15 protein-coding genes are annotated in these 15,044 nt (G+C 69.8%); 10 read left to right on the top strand and 5 right to left on the bottom strand.

Annotated features, from left to right (window positions below):
- Positions 1-320 precede the first annotated feature (320 nt).
- Both MKL20_RS08245 and MKL20_RS08250 read right to left on the bottom strand, forming a co-directional pair.
- On the bottom strand, positions 321-545 hold the full coding sequence (locus MKL20_RS08245; protein WP_147854742.1) for a hypothetical protein: 225 nt from the start codon (positions 543-545) through the stop codon (positions 321-323).
- Positions 546-764: 219 nt separating this feature from the next.
- Positions 765-1,475 (bottom strand): SIR2 family NAD-dependent protein deacylase, encoded by a 711-nt coding sequence (locus MKL20_RS08250; RefSeq protein ID WP_244036272.1) that lies wholly within the window; start codon positions 1,473-1,475, stop codon positions 765-767.
- A 122-nt stretch (positions 1,476-1,597) separates the two neighbouring features.
- Here MKL20_RS08250 and MKL20_RS08255 point away from each other — a divergent pair, with 122 nt between their 5' ends.
- The 8 genes from MKL20_RS08255 (at position 1,598) to MKL20_RS08290 (ending at position 10,366) form a co-directional block, all read left to right on the top strand.
- Positions 1,598-2,158, top strand: a complete 561-nt coding sequence (locus MKL20_RS08255) for an isochorismatase family protein (protein ID WP_244036273.1) — start codon at positions 1,598-1,600, stop codon at positions 2,156-2,158.
- Positions 2,155-3,159: a GlxA family transcriptional regulator gene (locus MKL20_RS08260; protein WP_244036274.1), complete on the top strand. Its 1,005-nt coding sequence runs from the start codon at positions 2,155-2,157 to the stop codon at positions 3,157-3,159. Before MKL20_RS08255 ends, MKL20_RS08260 begins: the two co-directional genes overlap by 4 nt.
- Positions 3,160-3,366: 207 nt before the next feature.
- Positions 3,367-4,794 carry a dihydropyrimidinase gene (hydA, locus tag MKL20_RS08265; protein WP_244036275.1) on the top strand — a complete coding sequence of 476 codons (1,428 nt, stop codon included), beginning with the start codon at positions 3,367-3,369 and terminating at the stop codon, positions 4,792-4,794.
- A 46-nt stretch (positions 4,795-4,840) separates the two neighbouring features.
- A complete protein-coding gene (locus tag MKL20_RS08270; RefSeq protein ID WP_244036276.1) occupies positions 4,841-5,851 on the top strand; it encodes an ABC transporter ATP-binding protein in 1,011 nt (336 codons plus the stop codon).
- A 16-nt stretch (positions 5,852-5,867) separates the two neighbouring features.
- Positions 5,868-7,130 (top strand): PotD/PotF family extracellular solute-binding protein, encoded by a 1,263-nt coding sequence (locus MKL20_RS08275; RefSeq protein ID WP_244036277.1) that lies wholly within the window; start codon positions 5,868-5,870, stop codon positions 7,128-7,130.
- A 250-nt stretch (positions 7,131-7,380) separates the two neighbouring features.
- Complete coding sequence (locus MKL20_RS08280; protein WP_244036278.1) at positions 7,381-8,310, top strand: ABC transporter permease; 930 nt, start codon at positions 7,381-7,383, stop codon at positions 8,308-8,310.
- Position 8,311: 1 nt separating this feature from the next.
- On the top strand, positions 8,312-9,205 hold the full coding sequence (locus MKL20_RS08285; RefSeq protein WP_244036279.1) for an ABC transporter permease: 894 nt from the start codon (positions 8,312-8,314) through the stop codon (positions 9,203-9,205).
- Between the two features lie 474 nt (positions 9,206-9,679).
- The gene (locus tag MKL20_RS08290) at positions 9,680-10,366 is read left to right on the top strand and encodes a 50S ribosomal protein L25/general stress protein Ctc (RefSeq protein ID WP_243969926.1); all 687 of its coding nucleotides are present in this window, start codon (positions 9,680-9,682) and stop codon (positions 10,364-10,366) included.
- A gap of 146 nt (positions 10,367-10,512) precedes the next feature.
- Here the strand turns inward: MKL20_RS08290 and pdxH are convergent, their stop codons facing one another.
- Complete coding sequence (gene pdxH / locus MKL20_RS08295; protein WP_244036280.1) at positions 10,513-11,142, bottom strand: pyridoxamine 5'-phosphate oxidase; 630 nt, start codon at positions 11,140-11,142, stop codon at positions 10,513-10,515.
- Between the two features lie 147 nt (positions 11,143-11,289).
- Between pdxH and MKL20_RS08300 the strand changes: the two genes are divergently transcribed.
- Positions 11,290-11,718: an RT0821/Lpp0805 family surface protein gene (locus MKL20_RS08300; protein ID WP_243970013.1), complete on the top strand. Its 429-nt coding sequence runs from the start codon at positions 11,290-11,292 to the stop codon at positions 11,716-11,718.
- Positions 11,719-11,978: 260 nt separating this feature from the next.
- On the opposite strand, the gene MKL20_RS08305 is transcribed toward MKL20_RS08300, so the two are convergent.
- Entirely contained in the window at positions 11,979-12,272 is a 294-nt protein-coding gene (locus tag MKL20_RS08305) for a hypothetical protein (protein ID WP_243969923.1), read from the bottom strand.
- Between the two features lie 341 nt (positions 12,273-12,613).
- On the opposite strand from MKL20_RS08305, the gene MKL20_RS08310 reads away from it, so the two are divergent.
- Positions 12,614-14,218, top strand: a complete 1,605-nt coding sequence (locus MKL20_RS08310) for a formyl transferase (protein ID WP_244036293.1) — start codon at positions 12,614-12,616, stop codon at positions 14,216-14,218.
- Positions 14,219-14,269: 51 nt separating this feature from the next.
- On the opposite strand, the gene MKL20_RS08315 is transcribed toward MKL20_RS08310, so the two are convergent.
- On the bottom strand, positions 14,270-14,659 hold the full coding sequence (locus tag MKL20_RS08315) for a hypothetical protein (protein ID WP_244036281.1): 390 nt from the start codon (positions 14,657-14,659) through the stop codon (positions 14,270-14,272).
- Between the last annotated feature and the right edge of the window lie 385 nt (positions 14,660-15,044).

The raw sequence follows: 15,044 nt of genomic DNA on the forward strand, positions 1-15,044 counted from the left end.
GTGGGCCGGCCGTCAGGCCGGGTCGGGAGAGGGGCAGCGCGACGGTTCAGGATGTGGCACCCGTCGCGACTGGTCCGGAAGCGGCGCTCCCCTCTCCCGACCCGCTTCGCGGGCCACCCTCCCCCGCAGAGGGGGGAGGGAAACGCGCGTGAGTCCGACTGCAGCCTGCATCCGGTAACGATGTTTGAATGTCTTGGTACCCCGGGGATCGTCCGGCTCCGGCGGCGGCTTCGCTCATCTCGGAGGGGTCGATCCCCAGCCCCGGCGGCTCGGCGGCCGGGGGAAGTCGGGGCGGCAAAAACCCGCCCCACGCTACGGCCTCAGGCGGCCGCGGCGGCGAGCGCGTGGGGGTTGCCGTTCAGGCCGGCGCAGAGATCGTCGATCTCGGCGAGGTCCAGGGCGTCGCCGGCCCGGCCCGCGATGGTGTCGATCAGGTGGTCCTGGCGGGGGTCGAACGGATGACCCTGCATCCGGTAGAACTGGTAATAGCGCAGAGCCGCCAGGACGGTGTCGCGCTCGCGGTCGGTTACGGTGAAGTGCTGCATGGGTCTTTGTCTTCCCCTTGTGGCTTCAACGAACGCTCGGGCGGGCCGCGACGCCGAACCCGAGCTTGGCCGTTGTAATCGGTGGGCAACTGTCCGACCAGTTCTTGACAGCTCGCGCGGATGTGATTCGCGTTATTTAAGACTCTGGTCCTGCCCCGGGGAACGTGCCTGCGAATCAAAATCTTTTGCGCCGGCAAGGGCTTGCGGCTGCTTGGCGGGTCACAGCCCGAGATCGGCGAGAAACTGCGGCAGCGCCGTGCTGGCCGGCCCGTAGCGTGCGTCGTCGAACACGTCGGCGTTGTCCGAGGGCTCCAGGTTGATCTCGCAGGTGGGAATGTTGAGGGCCCGGGCCTGCCGGACATAGCCCGCCGCCGGGTAGACCGCCCCCGAGGTCCCCACCGCCACGAACAGGTCGGCGGCGGCGAGCGCGTCCTCGATCGCGTCGAGCTGCATCGGCATCTCGCCGAACCAGACCACGTCCGGCCGCATGCGCCCCACCGTCTCGCAGGCCGGGCAGGACGAAGTCCGGTTCAGGTCGTCGCGCCAGGGCGTAACCGCCCCGCAGGCGGTGCAGCGGGCCTTGAGCAGCTCACCGTGCATGTGGACCACCGCGCGGGAGCCCGCCCGCTGGTGCAGGTCGTCGACGTTCTGCGTGCACAGGAACAGTTTTCCGCCCCGCGCGGCGAGCCGCGTCTCGGCCTGGACCAGGGCGACATGCGCCGCGTTGGGCGCGGCCGCGACCACGCCGCGGCGGCGATGGTCGTAGAAATCGAGCACCGTGTCGGGATCGGCGGCGTAGGCTTCCGGGGTGGCGAGCCTCATCGGGTCGAACCGCGCCCAGATCCCGCCCCGGTCGCGGAACGTGCCGAGCCCGCTCTCGGCCGACACGCCCGCCCCGGTCAGCACGAAGATGTTTTTGGGGTTACCCATGCCGTACCCTCGTGTCGTCGGCTGAATGGCCGAAAATGTCCGCTGGTTGGCTGCGCGGTTTCTTTCGCGCATCTCCCGACAGCGCGATCCTGCCGCTCGCTTCACCAAGCGGGAGACACGAAATGTCCGATGTTGCGCTGCTGGTCATTGATGTCCAAGACTCCTTCCGTCACCGGCCGTTCTGGAGCGAGGCCGATGTGCCGCTCTTCACCGAACGCCTTCAGGCGCTCATCGACGGCGCGGTCGCGCGCAAGATCCCGGTGCTGCAGGTGTTCCACGTTGCGGAGACAGGTCCGTTTTCGGTCGAGTCCGGCCATGTCCGCACCCTGGAGCCCATCGTGATCGCGCCGACAGCCGTGTTTCACAAGCGCAAGCACAGCGCGCTGGTCGATACCGGTCTCGCGGGCTGGCTGACGCAGCACGGCATCCGCCGGCTGATCGTGTCCGGGATCCGCACCGAGCAATGCTGCGAGACCACCACCCGCCACGCCTCCGACAGCGGCTGGCAGGTGGATTACGTCACCGAGGCGACGCTGACCTTCGCGATGACCCACCCTGACGGCCGCCGGTTCGAGGCGGACGATATCAAGGCGCGCACCGAGCTGGTGCTGGTGGACCGCTTCGCCCGCATCGCCACGGTGGAGCAGGCGCTGGCCGGCCGGGACCTGCCGGTCGCCGCATGAGCGAGGCGGCGCGGCGCATCGCGGTCCTGGTGGTCCTGCCGCCGCGCACCCTGCTGCTCGACCTCGCCGGACCTATGGAGGTCCTGCGCATCGCCGGGGCGGCCCAGGAGCGGGTCACCTTTGCGGTGCGCTACGTGGCGCCGGCTTCGCGTACCCGCTGCTCGATCGGACTGGATCTGAGCGGCACCGAACCGCTGCCGGAGTCGATCGCGCCGGGCACCGTGGTGCTCCTGCCCGGATCGTCGTCCCGGGTGCTCGGCTTCGAGCCGGATCTGGACGACGCGGCCGCCGAAGCGCGGATCGTCGACTGGCTGCGCGGCGCGGTCCGGCCGGGTCACACCCTCGTCACGGTCTGCGAGGGCACGCTGCTCGCGGCCCGGGCCGGCCTGTTCGACGGCTATGCCTGCACCACCCATCACGCCAGCTGCGCCCGGCTCGCCGCCCTGGCGCCCCGGGCGCGGGTGCTGGAGAACCGGCTGTTCGTGCAGGACCGGGACCGGTTCAGCAGCGCCGGCGTGACCGCGGGCGTCGACCTGATGCTCCATCTCGTCGCCGAATGGGCCAGCCCGGCCGCGGCGCTGGCGGCGGCCCGGACCCTGGTCGTCTACATGCGCCGCGGCGCCGACGACCCGCAGCTCTCGCCCTGGTTGGAGGGCCGCAGCCACCTGCATCCGGTGGTGCATCGCGCCCAGGACGCGATCGCGGCCGAGCCGGCGCGTGACTGGTCCCCCGAGACCCTCGGCCGCCTCGCCGGGGCGAGCCCGCGCAACCTCGCCCGGCTGTTCCGGGTCCATGCCGGGATGACCGTCACCGATGCCGTGAACCGCGCCCGGATCGCGCTGGCCCGGGACTTGATCGCCCAGACCGACCTCGCCCTGGAGCAAGTCGCCGACCGCGCGGGCTTCGGCTCGGCTCGGCACATGCGCCGCGTCTGGCGCCTCTTCCACGCAGCCGCCCCGTCGAGTCTTCGCGCCAAAGTTCCGGTTTCGAAAGGTCCATGACCTTTCGCGGGTCCAGGGCAGAGCCCTGGTCTCTCGGGGGCTCAGCCCCCGAACCCCTGCCAAAGGGCTGAGCCCTTTGGGAACCCATGACTTGCGCACTCTGGACCCCGCCGGACGGCTGTGCCCTCCTCGGGTCGTCCGAATCGGCGCGGACGATGCATCCGCCCGTCCCGACAGGCGCCCGCGGGCGCGGAGGAGTGAAGCGTCATGCCCGAATACGACCTGGCGATCCGCGGCGGCACGGTGGTCACCGCGAGCGACACGGTACGGGCGGATGTCGGCGTGCGCGGCGGGCGGATCGTGGCGGTCGCCGAGGGCATCGCCGACGCTGCCCGGGTGATCGACGCCTCCGGGTTGCTGGTCCTGCCCGGCGGCATCGACAGCCATGTCCACATCGCCCAGGATCCCGGCCCCGGCATCGTCATGGCCGACGATTTCGCCAGCGCCACCCGGGCGGCGGCGGCCGGCGGCAACACCTGCGTGATGCCGTTCGCGGTCCAGCCCCGGGGCGGCTCGCTGCGCGGCGCGGTCGACGCCTATCGCGCCAAGGCCGAGGGCCAGTGCCACGTGGACGTGGCGATCCACATGATCATCGCGGACCCGAGCGAGGCGGTGCTCGGCCAGGAGCTGCCGGCCCTGGTCGCCGACGGCTACACCTCGTTCAAGGTGTTCATGACCTACGACGACCTGGTGCTGAACGACCGCCAGCTGCTGGACGTGTTCCACGTCGCGCGGCGGCAGGGCGCCCGGGTGATGGTCCACGCCGAGGGCTACGACGCGATCCGCTATCTCAGCGACCGGCTGGAGCGGGCCGGCGAGACGGCGCCCTACGGCCACGCCCTGTCCCGGCCCGAGGTGGTCGAGCGCGAGGCGGCGCACCGGGCGATCAGCCATGCCGAGTTGATCGACCTGCCGATCGTCATCGTCCACGTCTCCGGCCGCGAGGCCACCGAGCAGATCGCCTGGGCGCAGGCGCGCGGCCTGAAGATCCGGGCCGAGACCTGCCCGCAATACCTGACGTTGACGGCCGAGCACATGAAGGGGCTCGGCCTCGACGACCCGATGGCGGGCGCGAAATACGTTTGCTCGCCGCCGCCCCGGGACGAGGCCAGCCAGGAGGCGGTCTGGTCCGGCATCCGGCGCGGGATCTTTGACGTGGTCTCCTCGGACCACTCGCCGTTCCGCTACGACGACCCGCAGGGCAAGCTGAACCCGCGCGGCAAATCCTCGTTCCGCTGGATCCCGAACGGCATTCCGGGGGTCGAGACACGGCTGCCGGTGTTCTTCTCCGAAGGCGTTTCGAAGGGACGGATCAGCCTCAACCAGTTCGCCGCGCTGACCGCGACGAACCACGCGAAGCTCTACGGCCTGTATCCGCGAAAAGGTTCGATCGCCCCGGGCTTCGACGCCGACCTGACCCTGTGGGATCCGAACAAGCGCGAGACCATCCGCCAGGAGATCCTCCACCACGGCTCCGACTACACCCCCTGGGAGGGGTTTGCGGTCACCGGCTGGCCGGTGATGACCATCGCGGGCGGGCAGGTCATCGCCGAGGACGGCAAGGTCCTGTCCGAGCCGGGCCGCGGCCGGGTGCTCGACCGGGCGGTCGATCCGGCGGAGCGGCAGGGCGCATGAAGGCCCCTGGCCCGGCCCTTGCTCTCCGGCGGCGGGGGAGCCTCGCATGAATGTCGAGCTGATCGGACTGACCAAGCGCTACGGCACGGCCATTGCGGTCGATGCCATCGACCTGAAGGTGCCGTCCGGGGCCTATTGCTGCCTGCTCGGCCCCTCCGGCTGCGGCAAGACCACGACGCTGCGGATGATCGGCGGCCACGAGCGCGCCAGCGCCGGCGACGTGGTGATCGGCCCGAAGGCGGTGGGCGACGCGACGCCGGCCGAGCGCGGCACCGCCATGATGTTCCAGAGCTACGCCCTGTTCCCGCATCTCGACGCGCGGGACAACGTCGCCTTCAGCCTGCGGATGCGCGGCGTCGGCAAGGCCGAGCGCCGGGCCAAGGCGATGGCGATGCTCGACCTCGTGCAGATGGGCCACCTCGCCGGGCGCCTGCCGGCCCAGCTCTCGGGCGGGCAGCAGCAGCGCGTGGCGCTCGCCCGCGCGCTGGTCACCGGCCCGAAGGTGCTGCTCTTGGACGAGCCGCTCTCGGCCCTCGACCCGTTCCTGCGGGTGCGGATGCGGGTCGAGCTGAAGCGGATCCAGACCGAGCTCGGGCTCACCTTCATCCACGTCACCCACAGCCAGGAGGAGGCGATGGCGCTCTCCGACCTCGTGGTGGTGATGAATGCCGGCCGGATCGAGCAGGCCGCCGACCCGCGCACCGTGTTCGAGCGGCCGGCCACCGCCTTCGTGGCCCGGTTCATCGGCGGCCACAACGTGATCCGGTTGCCCGACGGGATGATCGCCGTGCGCGCCGACCGGATGCGGCTGGGCGACGAGGCCGGCCCCGGCGCGCTCGCGGCCCGGGTGGTCGCGGTCGAATACCAGGGCACCAGCGTCCATGTCGGCCTCGACGCGGACGGGCTGGAGCGGCCGCCCGAAGCCCTGGCCGAGAGCAGTCCGGCCGCGCTGACCGCCGTGCTCAGCGATTCCGCCTTCGCGGCCCGCCCGCTCAGGCCGGGCGACACGATCCCGGTCGGCTGGGACGCGGCGGCCGCCCACCGCCTGGACGCGTAGACAGTTGGAGACGAATATGGACCCGTTCTCGAAGCCGAGCCGGCGCACGTTGCTGAAAGGGGCCGCGGCCTTGGCGACCACGCCGGTCACCGGCTTCCCGGCCGTGCACGCGGCCGAGCCCGTGATCCTGCGCTACCTCGGCACCGCGGTGAGCCAGTCCGCCGACATCGCCCGGAAGGTGAAGGAGGATCTCGGGATCACCCTCGAATACATTCCGGTGGTCACCGACGAGGTGACCAAGCGCGTGGTCACCCAGCCGAACTCCTTCGACCTGGTCGACACGGAGTATTTCAGCCTCAAGAAGATCATCCCGTCGGGCAACCTCAGCGGCCTGGACGCCAAGCGGATCAAGCTCGCCGACCAGATTTCCTCGGTGTTCACCAAGGGCGAGGTGGCCGGCAAGCGGATCGGCGACCAGGGCACCGCGCCCAAGAAGGTGTTCTACCTCGAAGGCCAGGCCGCCAAGACCTTCGCGTCCGCGCCGACCGAGTGGCTGACCCTGATCCCGACCACCTACAACGCCGACACGCTGGGCATCCGGCCCGACTTGATCAAGCGGCCGGTGGAGAGCTGGAAGGATCTGCTCAACCCCGAGTTCAAGGGCAAGGCGTCGATCCTGAACATCCCGTCCATCGGCATCATGGACGCCGCCATGGTGGTGGAGGCCACCGGCGATTACACCTACGGCGACAAGGGCAATATGACGAAGCCCGAGATCGACCGCACCATCAAGGTGCTGATCGAGGCCAAGCGCGCCGGCCAGTTCCGGGCCTTCTGGCAGGACTTCAACGAATCCGTGAACCTGATGGCGTCCGGCGAGACGGTGATCCAGTCGATGTGGTCGCCCGCCGTCACCAAGGTGCGCGCCCAGGGCGTGCCGTGCGTCTACCAGCCCCTCAAGGAGGGCTACCGCGCCTGGGCCCAGGGCTTCGGCATCCCGAAGACCCTGAGCGGCCGGAAGCTCGACGCGGCCTACGAGTTCATCAACTGGTTCCTGTCCGGCTGGGCCGGGGCCTATCTCAACCGCCAGGGCTACTATTCCGCGGTGCTGGAGACCGCGCAGGCGCACATGCAGCCCTACGAATGGGCGTTCTGGATGGAGGGCAAGCCCGCCGAGAAGGACATTCTGGGCCCCGACGGCACCCTGATCGAGAAGGCCGGCGCCACCCGCGACGGCGGCTCCTTCGACCAGCGCATGGGCTCGGTCGCTTGCTGGAACGCCGTGATGGACGAGAACACCTACATGGTGCGCAAGTGGAACGAGTTCATCGCCGCGTGAGCGGGCTGGCATTTTCCCATCCCTTCCCCCTCGGTGAGGGAGGCAACTGGACTCGCGCCGTTCCGGACGCGGCGCGGGTCCCCTCTCCCGTGCGGGAGAGGGACAGGGTGAGGGATGCGACCTCTCCGGAAGACCCTGGTCCCTCACCCCAGCCCTCTCCCGCTCGGGAGAGGGGGCACGTCGCAGCCTACGCAAGCCTCGTAGTCCGCCCCAGGCAGCCGGATGCGGCGGCACCGACGAGGGCGATCCGATGAACGACCTCACCCTTCCCCGCACCGGCGAGACCGCCGCTGCACCGATCGCCACCGCCCCCCGGCGGCGCCGCAGCCTCGCCTATCTCCAGGCGGCGCCGCTCGCCCTGGTGTTTCTGGTCTTCCTGGTGGTGCCGCTGCTGCTCACCGCCGTGGTGTCGTTCTGGGAGTACAACGAGTACGCGATCACCCCGGCGCTGACCCTGCAGAACTACGCCGACCTGTTCGACGGCTGCCTCTCCGCCGACCTGTGCACCACGGTCCGCACCTATCTCTCGACCCTGAAATTCGTCGCCCTCACCCTGGCGATCACTCTGCCGCTGGGCTTTTCCATCGCCTACTTCCTGGCCTTCCACATCCGCTCGGACACGGTGCGGATGGGCCTGTTCCTGCTCTGCACGATCCCGTTCTGGACCTCGAACGTGATCCGCATGATCTCGTGGATACCGCTGCTCGGCCGCAACGGCCTGGTCAACGACACGCTCCGCAGCCTCGGGTTGATCAAGGCGCCGATCGAGGGCCTGCTCTATTCCGACTTCGCGGTGGTGCTGGCCTTCGTGCATCTCGACACGGTGTTCATGATCGTGCCGATCTTCAACAGCCTGGCCCGCATCGACCGGTCGCTGATCGAGGCGGCGCGGGATTGCGGCGCGTCCGGGTTCCAGACCCTGTGGAACGTGGTGCTGCCGCTGGCCAAGCCCGGCATCGCCATCGGGTCGATCTTCGTGGTGACCCTGGTGATGGGCGACTTCGTCACGGTCGGCGTGATGGGCGGCCAGCAGATCGCCAGCGTCGGCAAGGTGATCCAGGTGCAGATGGCCTACCTGCAATTCCCGGCCGCCGCCGCCAACGCCGTGGTGCTGCTCGCTGCCGTGCTGCTGATGATCCTGGGGCTCACCCGGATGATCGACCTGCGCAGGGAGCTGTAGGATGGACCGGCCGCGCGGCTTCGCCTTCTACGGGCTCGCCGGGATTTTCTGCCTCTACGTCCTGTTCCTGTACGGGCCGACCCTGACGATCCTGGCCCTGAGCTTCCAGGGCCCGTCCGGCGGCCTGACCTTCCCGATGAACGGGGTCTCGACCCACTGGTTCGCCAAGCTGTGGGAAGGGGTCGGCGTCGTCGATATCTGGGCAGCGCTGCGGCGCTCGCTGATGCTCGGGCTGGTGGTGATGATCCTCACCGTCGCCCTCGCGTTCTATGCCGGCCTCGCCTTCCGCAAGGGGTTCTGGGGGGCCGGCCTGGTCTTCGCCCTCGCGGTGTCGAGCCTGATCGTGCCCTCGATCGTGGTCTCGCTCGGGATCGGGCTGGAATTCCGGCTCCTCGACGACGCGGTCAAGGCGCTGGCCGACGCCACCGGCTGGGGCCTCCTGCAGGACCACGGCACCTTCATGGGCCTCTACAGCTCGGCGCTGGGCGCGCATCTCACCTGGACGCTGCCCTTCGGCCTGCTGATCATGTTCGCGGTGTTCAACCGCTTCAGCCCCGCCTACGAGGAGGCCGCCCGCGACCTCGGCGCCACCGGCGCGCAGACCCTGCGGCACGTGGTGGTGCCGATCCTGGCCCCGGCGCTGGTCGGCGTCGCCCTGTTCGGCTTCACCCTGTCCTTCGACGAACTCGCCCGCACCAGCCAGGCGATCGGCGGCCGCAACACCCTGCCGCTTGAGCTCCAGGGCCTGACCACCACGGTGACGACGCCGGAGATCTACGCGCTGGGCACCACCACGACGGCGTTCTCCGCCCTGGTGATCGGCACGGCGCTCGGTTTGACCGTGTGGCTGCAGAAGCGCCGGGCCCGACGGGCGCTGGCGGGGCTGCGGCCGTAGAGTTTTTGAATTGAACTAGAAGCCTAGGAGCGCAGCTCGGCGAACACCTCATCGGCAGGAATCGTCGACCGAGGATCACCGAGAGTGACGGTAACGGGCTTGCTCGTGAGCCTCGTTCACGCCGCCTCGATACCGTGCTGGTCGGCATCGAGCCTCATCGTCATTGCGAGCGCAGCGAAGCAACCCAGTCTGGCTCCACGTTCTGCGATCGCGCGCTGCCCTGGGTTGCTTCGCTGCGCTCGCAATGACGGTGTGCAACGCGTAGCCGAGTGATTCGACAATATACCGAAGCGGAGAGCCATCGCGGCACTGCGCGGACCAACCCAAACGTTGCCAATCCACCCCCAGCCGTGTATGCGCACGGCGCGCCCCCCGACACCCTTGGAGGCAGGGGCGCACCGGGAAGGTCACAGCCGTCCGCGTCGGGCGGCTTTTTCGTTTTCCGGATCCAGCCATCATTTGAAGGATCACGCCATGAGCGCAGTCAAGACGCTTGAGGCCGTGGCACGCGACCGGGTCGGCAAGGGGGCCGCCCGGGCCGTTCGTCGCCAGGGTCAAGTTCCCGCCGTCGTGTACGGAGGCGGCCAGCCGCCGCAATCCATCGCCATCGACCTCGTCCGCGCCCGCACCCTGATCTACGCCGGCGGGTTCAAGACCACGCTGTTCGAGATCAAGGCCGGCGGCAAGACCGTCCGGGCAATCCCGCGCGACTTCCAGCTCGACCCGGTCAGCGGCGTGCCGCTGCATGTCGACTTCCTGCGCGTCGTCTCCGGTCAGACCGTGACCGTCGAGGTGCCGGTGCACTTCATCAACGAGGACGCGGCCCCCGGCATCAAGAAGCTCGGCGGCACCCTCAACATCGTCGCCCACACCCTGACCCTCGACGTCGCCCCGGACCAGATCCCGGACGCGATCGAGGTCGACCTGACCGGCCGCCAGATCGGCGACGTGATCCACGTCTCCGACGTCAAGATCCCGGCCGGCACGCATACCGGTGAGCCCCACGATCCGGTCGCCAACATCGTGCCGCCGACCGTGCTGGGCGCCGAGGTCGAGGCCGAGGAGGCCGCGATCGCCGAAGCGCAGTCGGCCGAGGCCGCCGAGGAGAAGGCCGAAGAGGCGTCCGAGGACGAAGAGAAGAAGGACGGCGAGGAGGCCTGAGCCTCGTCGCATTCCGCGCATCGTCGAGAGCCCCGGTCCCGCCGGGGCTCTCTTCGTTTCAGGGGTCTCGGGGCGGAGCCCTTGAGCGACCAGGGCTCTGCCCTGGACCCGCAAAAGGTCTCGGACCTTTTGAAACCAGGACTGTCCTACGGATACAGCCGCGACCGGCTCCAGCCGTCGCCGGCGCGGGTGAAGCGGACCCGGTCGTGCAGGCGGTAATCGCCGTTCTGCCAGAATTCCAGCGACACCGGAGAGATGCGGAAGCCGGTCCAGTGCTCCGGCCGGGGGATCGGGCCGTCCTCGTAGCGGGACGCCAGCTCCGTCACCGTGGCCATCAGCGTGGCGCGGTCGGCAAGCGGGCGGGATTGCTGGCTGGCGATGGCGCCGAGCCGGCTCTCCCGGCGGCGGCTCTCGAAATAGGCGTCGGCCTCCTCCGGCGTCACCGGAGTCACCGGCCCCCGGGCGCGGATCTGCCGGCGCAGGCTCTTCCAGTGCAGCACCAGGGCAGCCTGCGGGTTTTGGGCCAGCTCCTCACCCTTGGCGGACTGGACGTTGGTGTAGAACACGAAGCCGTGCGCGTCGAAGCCCTTCAGCAGCACCATGCGCACGTCGGGCAGCCCGTCCGAGCCCGCGGTGGCCAGCGCCATCGCGTTCGGATCCTCGGGCTCGGCGGCCTCCGCGTCGCGCATCCAGGCGGAAAACAGCGCAAACGGATCGTCGCTGAGAGTGAAGTCCCCCGATGGGGCCTTCGGGTCATCGGTCCTTAACTGATCCACGGCAAGACTCCTGCCTGCCGCGTCCAGGGCCTGAGGGGGCCACCGACATCGGCATGTTCGGTCGAGCGGATAGCCCGTCGTGAGTCAGGTGTAATGCGGCGATGCGCGTGTAAAGAGCCGAGCCGGCGGTTGCGCGTCCCTGTGGCGATGACAGCCCTGTCGCTGGTCCTGTGCGGTTGCAGCCAGCCGCTGCTCGTCTTCCGCGGCGAGCCTGCGGCCACGCCTCCCGTGGCCGAGGAGCCCGTGGTCACCGGCAGCATCGAGAAGCGGCCGGCGAGTTTCGGCAGCGATCTCGGGGAAGAGGATTGGCGGCGCGCCCGCGCGGCGCTGGCGGTCGCCCTCGATCCGCAGGGCAACGGCCGTCCGGTGAAATGGGACAACCCTGAGACCGGCCTGCACGGCGCGGTCAACCCGACCGGCCTGCCTTACGTCGCCGACGACCTGATCTGCCGTAACTTCCTGGCCTCGGTGATCGGCCCGGGCCGCAGCCGCTTCGTGCGCGGCACCGGCTGCAAGCCGTCCGGCGGCCATTGGGTGCTCAAGAAGGTCCGGGCAGCCGGGTCAGAGCGGTCCTGAGGGGCGCGCCGCGTTCGCGAAGGAGCAATGGGAGCGGGTTCACATTTCGGGCGGGGCAATCGGGCGCAAGATGAAGCGCGGGTCCCCTCTCCCGTGCGGGAGAGGGACAGGGTGAGGGATGCGCGTTTTCTGGAAAGACCTGGTCCCTCACCCCAACCCTCTCCCGCACGGGAGAGGGGGCCTGTCGCAGCCTGCAGAAGCGCTTCGGACCCATACGATGGGTGAAACGGGTCAATCGGCCCGCGGGCCCGAACCGGGTCTCAGTACGGATGACCGTAATACGGCCGCATGCGCAGGCGCGGCTGGGCGGCCGGCGGGGTGGCGGCGCGGGCGGCAGCCTCCGGATCGTAGGCGCGGATATACGGGTCGAGGGCCGGATCGCGGTAATTGCCGTTGTTGACGCCGGCCGAGCGGTCGTTGCCACTGAGCGCCGCGTAGGGCGAGAGACCGCTGCCGCTGTCACCGCCGCCACCGCCGCCGCCACCCCAGGCGAAGGCCGCGCTCGGGAGACCGATGAGCAGCATCGCGGCCAGCGGCACCATCTTGCGTGTCATGTCGTGTCTCCGCATCACATCTCACGGGCGAACCGCCAAGCCGGTCGGCGAGTTCCCGGGCGAGGCCGGGTTCGGCGCGCGGCATGATATCACGGCGCCGTAACGATGGGTTATCGCGTCGCGTGAAAAACAGATCCCTCCGCTTCTCAACAGAATCCGATGCGAATTAACCGCTCGGAACGCTGGGCCATCGACCCGACTTGTTTGATCGTGCCACAGAGCGATAGCATTCGCGCCTCCGACAACCGTATCGACGGGTGTCGGAGGGCTTCGTCAGGGTGTGGATTCGCGGTGTGCGTCGTTACGGGATCTGGAACGCCGCACACGAGCCCGTCGGCCTGATGGAGCGGTCGATCGGAGGCGTGGACCGCCCTGTCGCCGGCAGCGGCCGCGGCCCGGTCTGGCCCGAGCCCCGGACGATCGCGGCCCCGCCGGTGGCGCGGCAGATCACCGTGCGGCTCGACCGCCGGACGCTGCGCGGCTGGCATATCCGCCTCCTCGACCAACTCGGGCAGCGGCCCGAACGGCGCCTGCGGGTCGAATGGGTCGCGGGCGGGCACGGCCTGCCGCCCAATGCCGAGCTGCTGTTCCGGCTGGAGGCGGCGATCCACGGCCTGCCGCGGCCGGGTCTCGCCACCGCGGCCGAGCCGGTGGCGCTCGCCGCCTACGGGACGGATACCGCGGCGGACGAGGCCGACCTCGTCCTCGATCTCTCCGGTGCCCTCGCCGAATCCGACACGGGCCGGCCGGTCTGGCGGCTCGACTTCGACGGACTGCCGGGCGAGGCCGGCTTGCTCGCCGCCCTGTTCGCCGGGCGCGCCCCGGTGGCGGCCCTGCGGGGTCCGGACGGCGCTCCGGTGGCGGTCGGGCGCCTCGGCGCCGAATCCCACACGGTGATGCTGGTCGCCTTCGAGGATTACCTCGCCCGGATCATCACGCTGATCACCGCCGCCCTCGACGGCGCCGCCTCGCCGCGCCTCCCGGACGGGTCCGAGGCGCCGCTGCAGCCGGGGTCGCGCTTCGACCTCGGCGGCCTCGGCGTCAGCCGGCGCGCCGCGAGCGGGCTGGCCCGGCAGATCGCCCGGCGGCTCTACGCCCTCTGCTTCCACAGCCCGCAATGGCGCGTCGGCTGGCGGCGGGTCGTCGGCCCCGACCTGATCGACCTGCGCCGGCATCCGGAAGGCGGCTGGACCGACCTGCCCGATGACGGGCGGCGCTTCTATGCCGACCCGTTCGCGATCGCCCATGGCGGGGCCGTGACCCTGTTCGTCGAGGAGTTCGATTATCGCCGCGGCAAGGGCGTGATCTCGGCCCTGGCCTTCGACGAGACCGGGCCGCGCGGGCGTCCGGAGCCGGTGCTGGAACTCGAGACCCACCTCTCCTACCCGTTCGTGTTCGAGGCGGACGGCGCCGTCTGGATGATCCCGGAATCCCACGCCTCGGGCACGATCGACCTGTATCGGGCGACCGCGTTCCCGGGGGGCTGGGTGCACGAGGCGGTGCTGGTCGATCACGTGGTCGCGGGCGACGCCACGCTGCTGCGCCACGACGGGTGCTGGTGGATGTTCGCCACGGTCCGGGCGGGCGGAGGCAGCTATTCCGACACCCTGCACCTGTGGCACGCGCCGCATTTCCGCGGCCCCTGGACGCCGCATCCGCGCAACCCGGTGCTGATCGATGTCGGCTCGGCCCGGGCGGCGGGGCCGATCGTGGCCCGCGACGGCGCCCTGATCCGGCCGGTGCAGGATTGCCGCCAGGGCTACGGCGCGGCGCTCGGCCTCGCCCGGATCCTGCGGCTCGACGCGGAGGGCTACGAGCAGCGGGTCGAGACCCGCCTCGGCCCCGGGGCGGCCTGGCCGGGATCGCGCCTGCACATGCTGAGCGCGGCCGGCGGCTTCGAGTTCATCGACGGCTCGCGCCGGGCGCGGTCGCGGCTGCTGGGGTGATCCGGGCCAAGCGGCAGGCTGCTGAAGAGATGCCTTCAGGCCATTCCTGCGTCACGAAACCCGACGGTCGGCCCCATCCTCCGGTGCGAAGCTGAGCGAGAGCCGGACTTCCTTCACGGCCGGCCAGAGCGTCATGTCCTCCCGCCTGATCAAGCCCGCATCGATCAGGGCCCGGACATCGTCATGGACCCGGCGATAATCGCGATCCAAAGTCTTCGCCAGCGCCCGGATCGACCGCGCACTGCCGGACCTGAACAACGCTTCCAGCAGAGCCACGCGCTGATCCGAGATGACGCCCTTGAAGGTCTTCAGGTCCTTGAAGATCAGGACAGGTTCCGCCGGTGTCAGATCACCCGCTTCCGCCTGCTTCCAGCGCTCGATGAAGCGGCGGCCCATATCCTCGGCCGAGCCGCCGATGACGATTTTGACGTGATCCGTCATAATGCGCCTCCGCGTAAGAGCGAGACTTCGGCCAGAAAATCGGTACTGCAACGGCGGCAGGACTGACCATTCTGTCATTCCGGGGCCGCGAAGCGGAACCCGGAATCCAGAACCGCTGACAGCCCAAGTACTTGCACTGCTGGCGGCTCTGGATTCCGGGCTCGCCTGCGGCGCCCCGGAATGACAGATACGACGTTCTCGCATTGGCTCACATAGGGCGCGACGAACCCCCTCTCCCGTGCGGGAGAGGGTTGGGGTGAGGGATGCGACATCTCCGGAAAGACCTGATCCCTCACCCTGTCCCTCTCCCGCACGGGAGAGGGGACCCGCGCCTGATCCTGCGACCGTGTTGCCCAGCCCGATCTGTGAATCCGGTAGGGAATGA

The sequence above is a fragment of the Methylobacterium sp. E-066 genome, assembly GCF_022829635.1.
In the GTDB taxonomy this organism is placed as follows: domain Bacteria; phylum Pseudomonadota; class Alphaproteobacteria; order Rhizobiales; family Beijerinckiaceae; genus Methylobacterium.

Bases quoted from the DNA above. Each gene is read 5' to 3' on its own strand.
- MKL20_RS08280 (WP_244036278.1), top strand. From the start codon at position 7,381: ATGAACGACCTCACCCTTCCCCGCACCGGCGAGACCGCCGCTGCACCG.
- MKL20_RS08275 (WP_244036277.1), top strand. From the start codon at position 5,868: ATGGACCCGTTCTCGAAGCCGAGCCGGCGCACGTTGCTGAAAGGGGCC.
- MKL20_RS08270 (WP_244036276.1), top strand. From the start codon at position 4,841: ATGAATGTCGAGCTGATCGGACTGACCAAGCGCTACGGCACGGCCATT.
- MKL20_RS08285 (WP_244036279.1), top strand. From the start codon at position 8,312: ATGGACCGGCCGCGCGGCTTCGCCTTCTACGGGCTCGCCGGGATTTTC.
- MKL20_RS08300 (WP_243970013.1), top strand. From the start codon at position 11,290: ATGACAGCCCTGTCGCTGGTCCTGTGCGGTTGCAGCCAGCCGCTGCTC.
- MKL20_RS08315 (WP_244036281.1), bottom strand. From the start codon at position 14,659: ATGACGGATCACGTCAAAATCGTCATCGGCGGCTCGGCCGAGGATATG.
- MKL20_RS08305 (WP_243969923.1), bottom strand. From the start codon at position 12,272: ATGACACGCAAGATGGTGCCGCTGGCCGCGATGCTGCTCATCGGTCTC.
- MKL20_RS08290 (WP_243969926.1), top strand. From the start codon at position 9,680: ATGAGCGCAGTCAAGACGCTTGAGGCCGTGGCACGCGACCGGGTCGGC.
- MKL20_RS08250 (WP_244036272.1), bottom strand. From the start codon at position 1,475: ATGGGTAACCCCAAAAACATCTTCGTGCTGACCGGGGCGGGCGTGTCG.
- MKL20_RS08310 (WP_244036293.1), top strand. From the start codon at position 12,614: ATGGAGCGGTCGATCGGAGGCGTGGACCGCCCTGTCGCCGGCAGCGGC.
- MKL20_RS08255 (WP_244036273.1), top strand. From the start codon at position 1,598: ATGTCCGATGTTGCGCTGCTGGTCATTGATGTCCAAGACTCCTTCCGT.
- MKL20_RS08260 (WP_244036274.1), top strand. From the start codon at position 2,155: ATGAGCGAGGCGGCGCGGCGCATCGCGGTCCTGGTGGTCCTGCCGCCG.
- hydA (WP_244036275.1), top strand. From the start codon at position 3,367: ATGCCCGAATACGACCTGGCGATCCGCGGCGGCACGGTGGTCACCGCG.
- MKL20_RS08245 (WP_147854742.1), bottom strand. From the start codon at position 545: ATGCAGCACTTCACCGTAACCGACCGCGAGCGCGACACCGTCCTGGCG.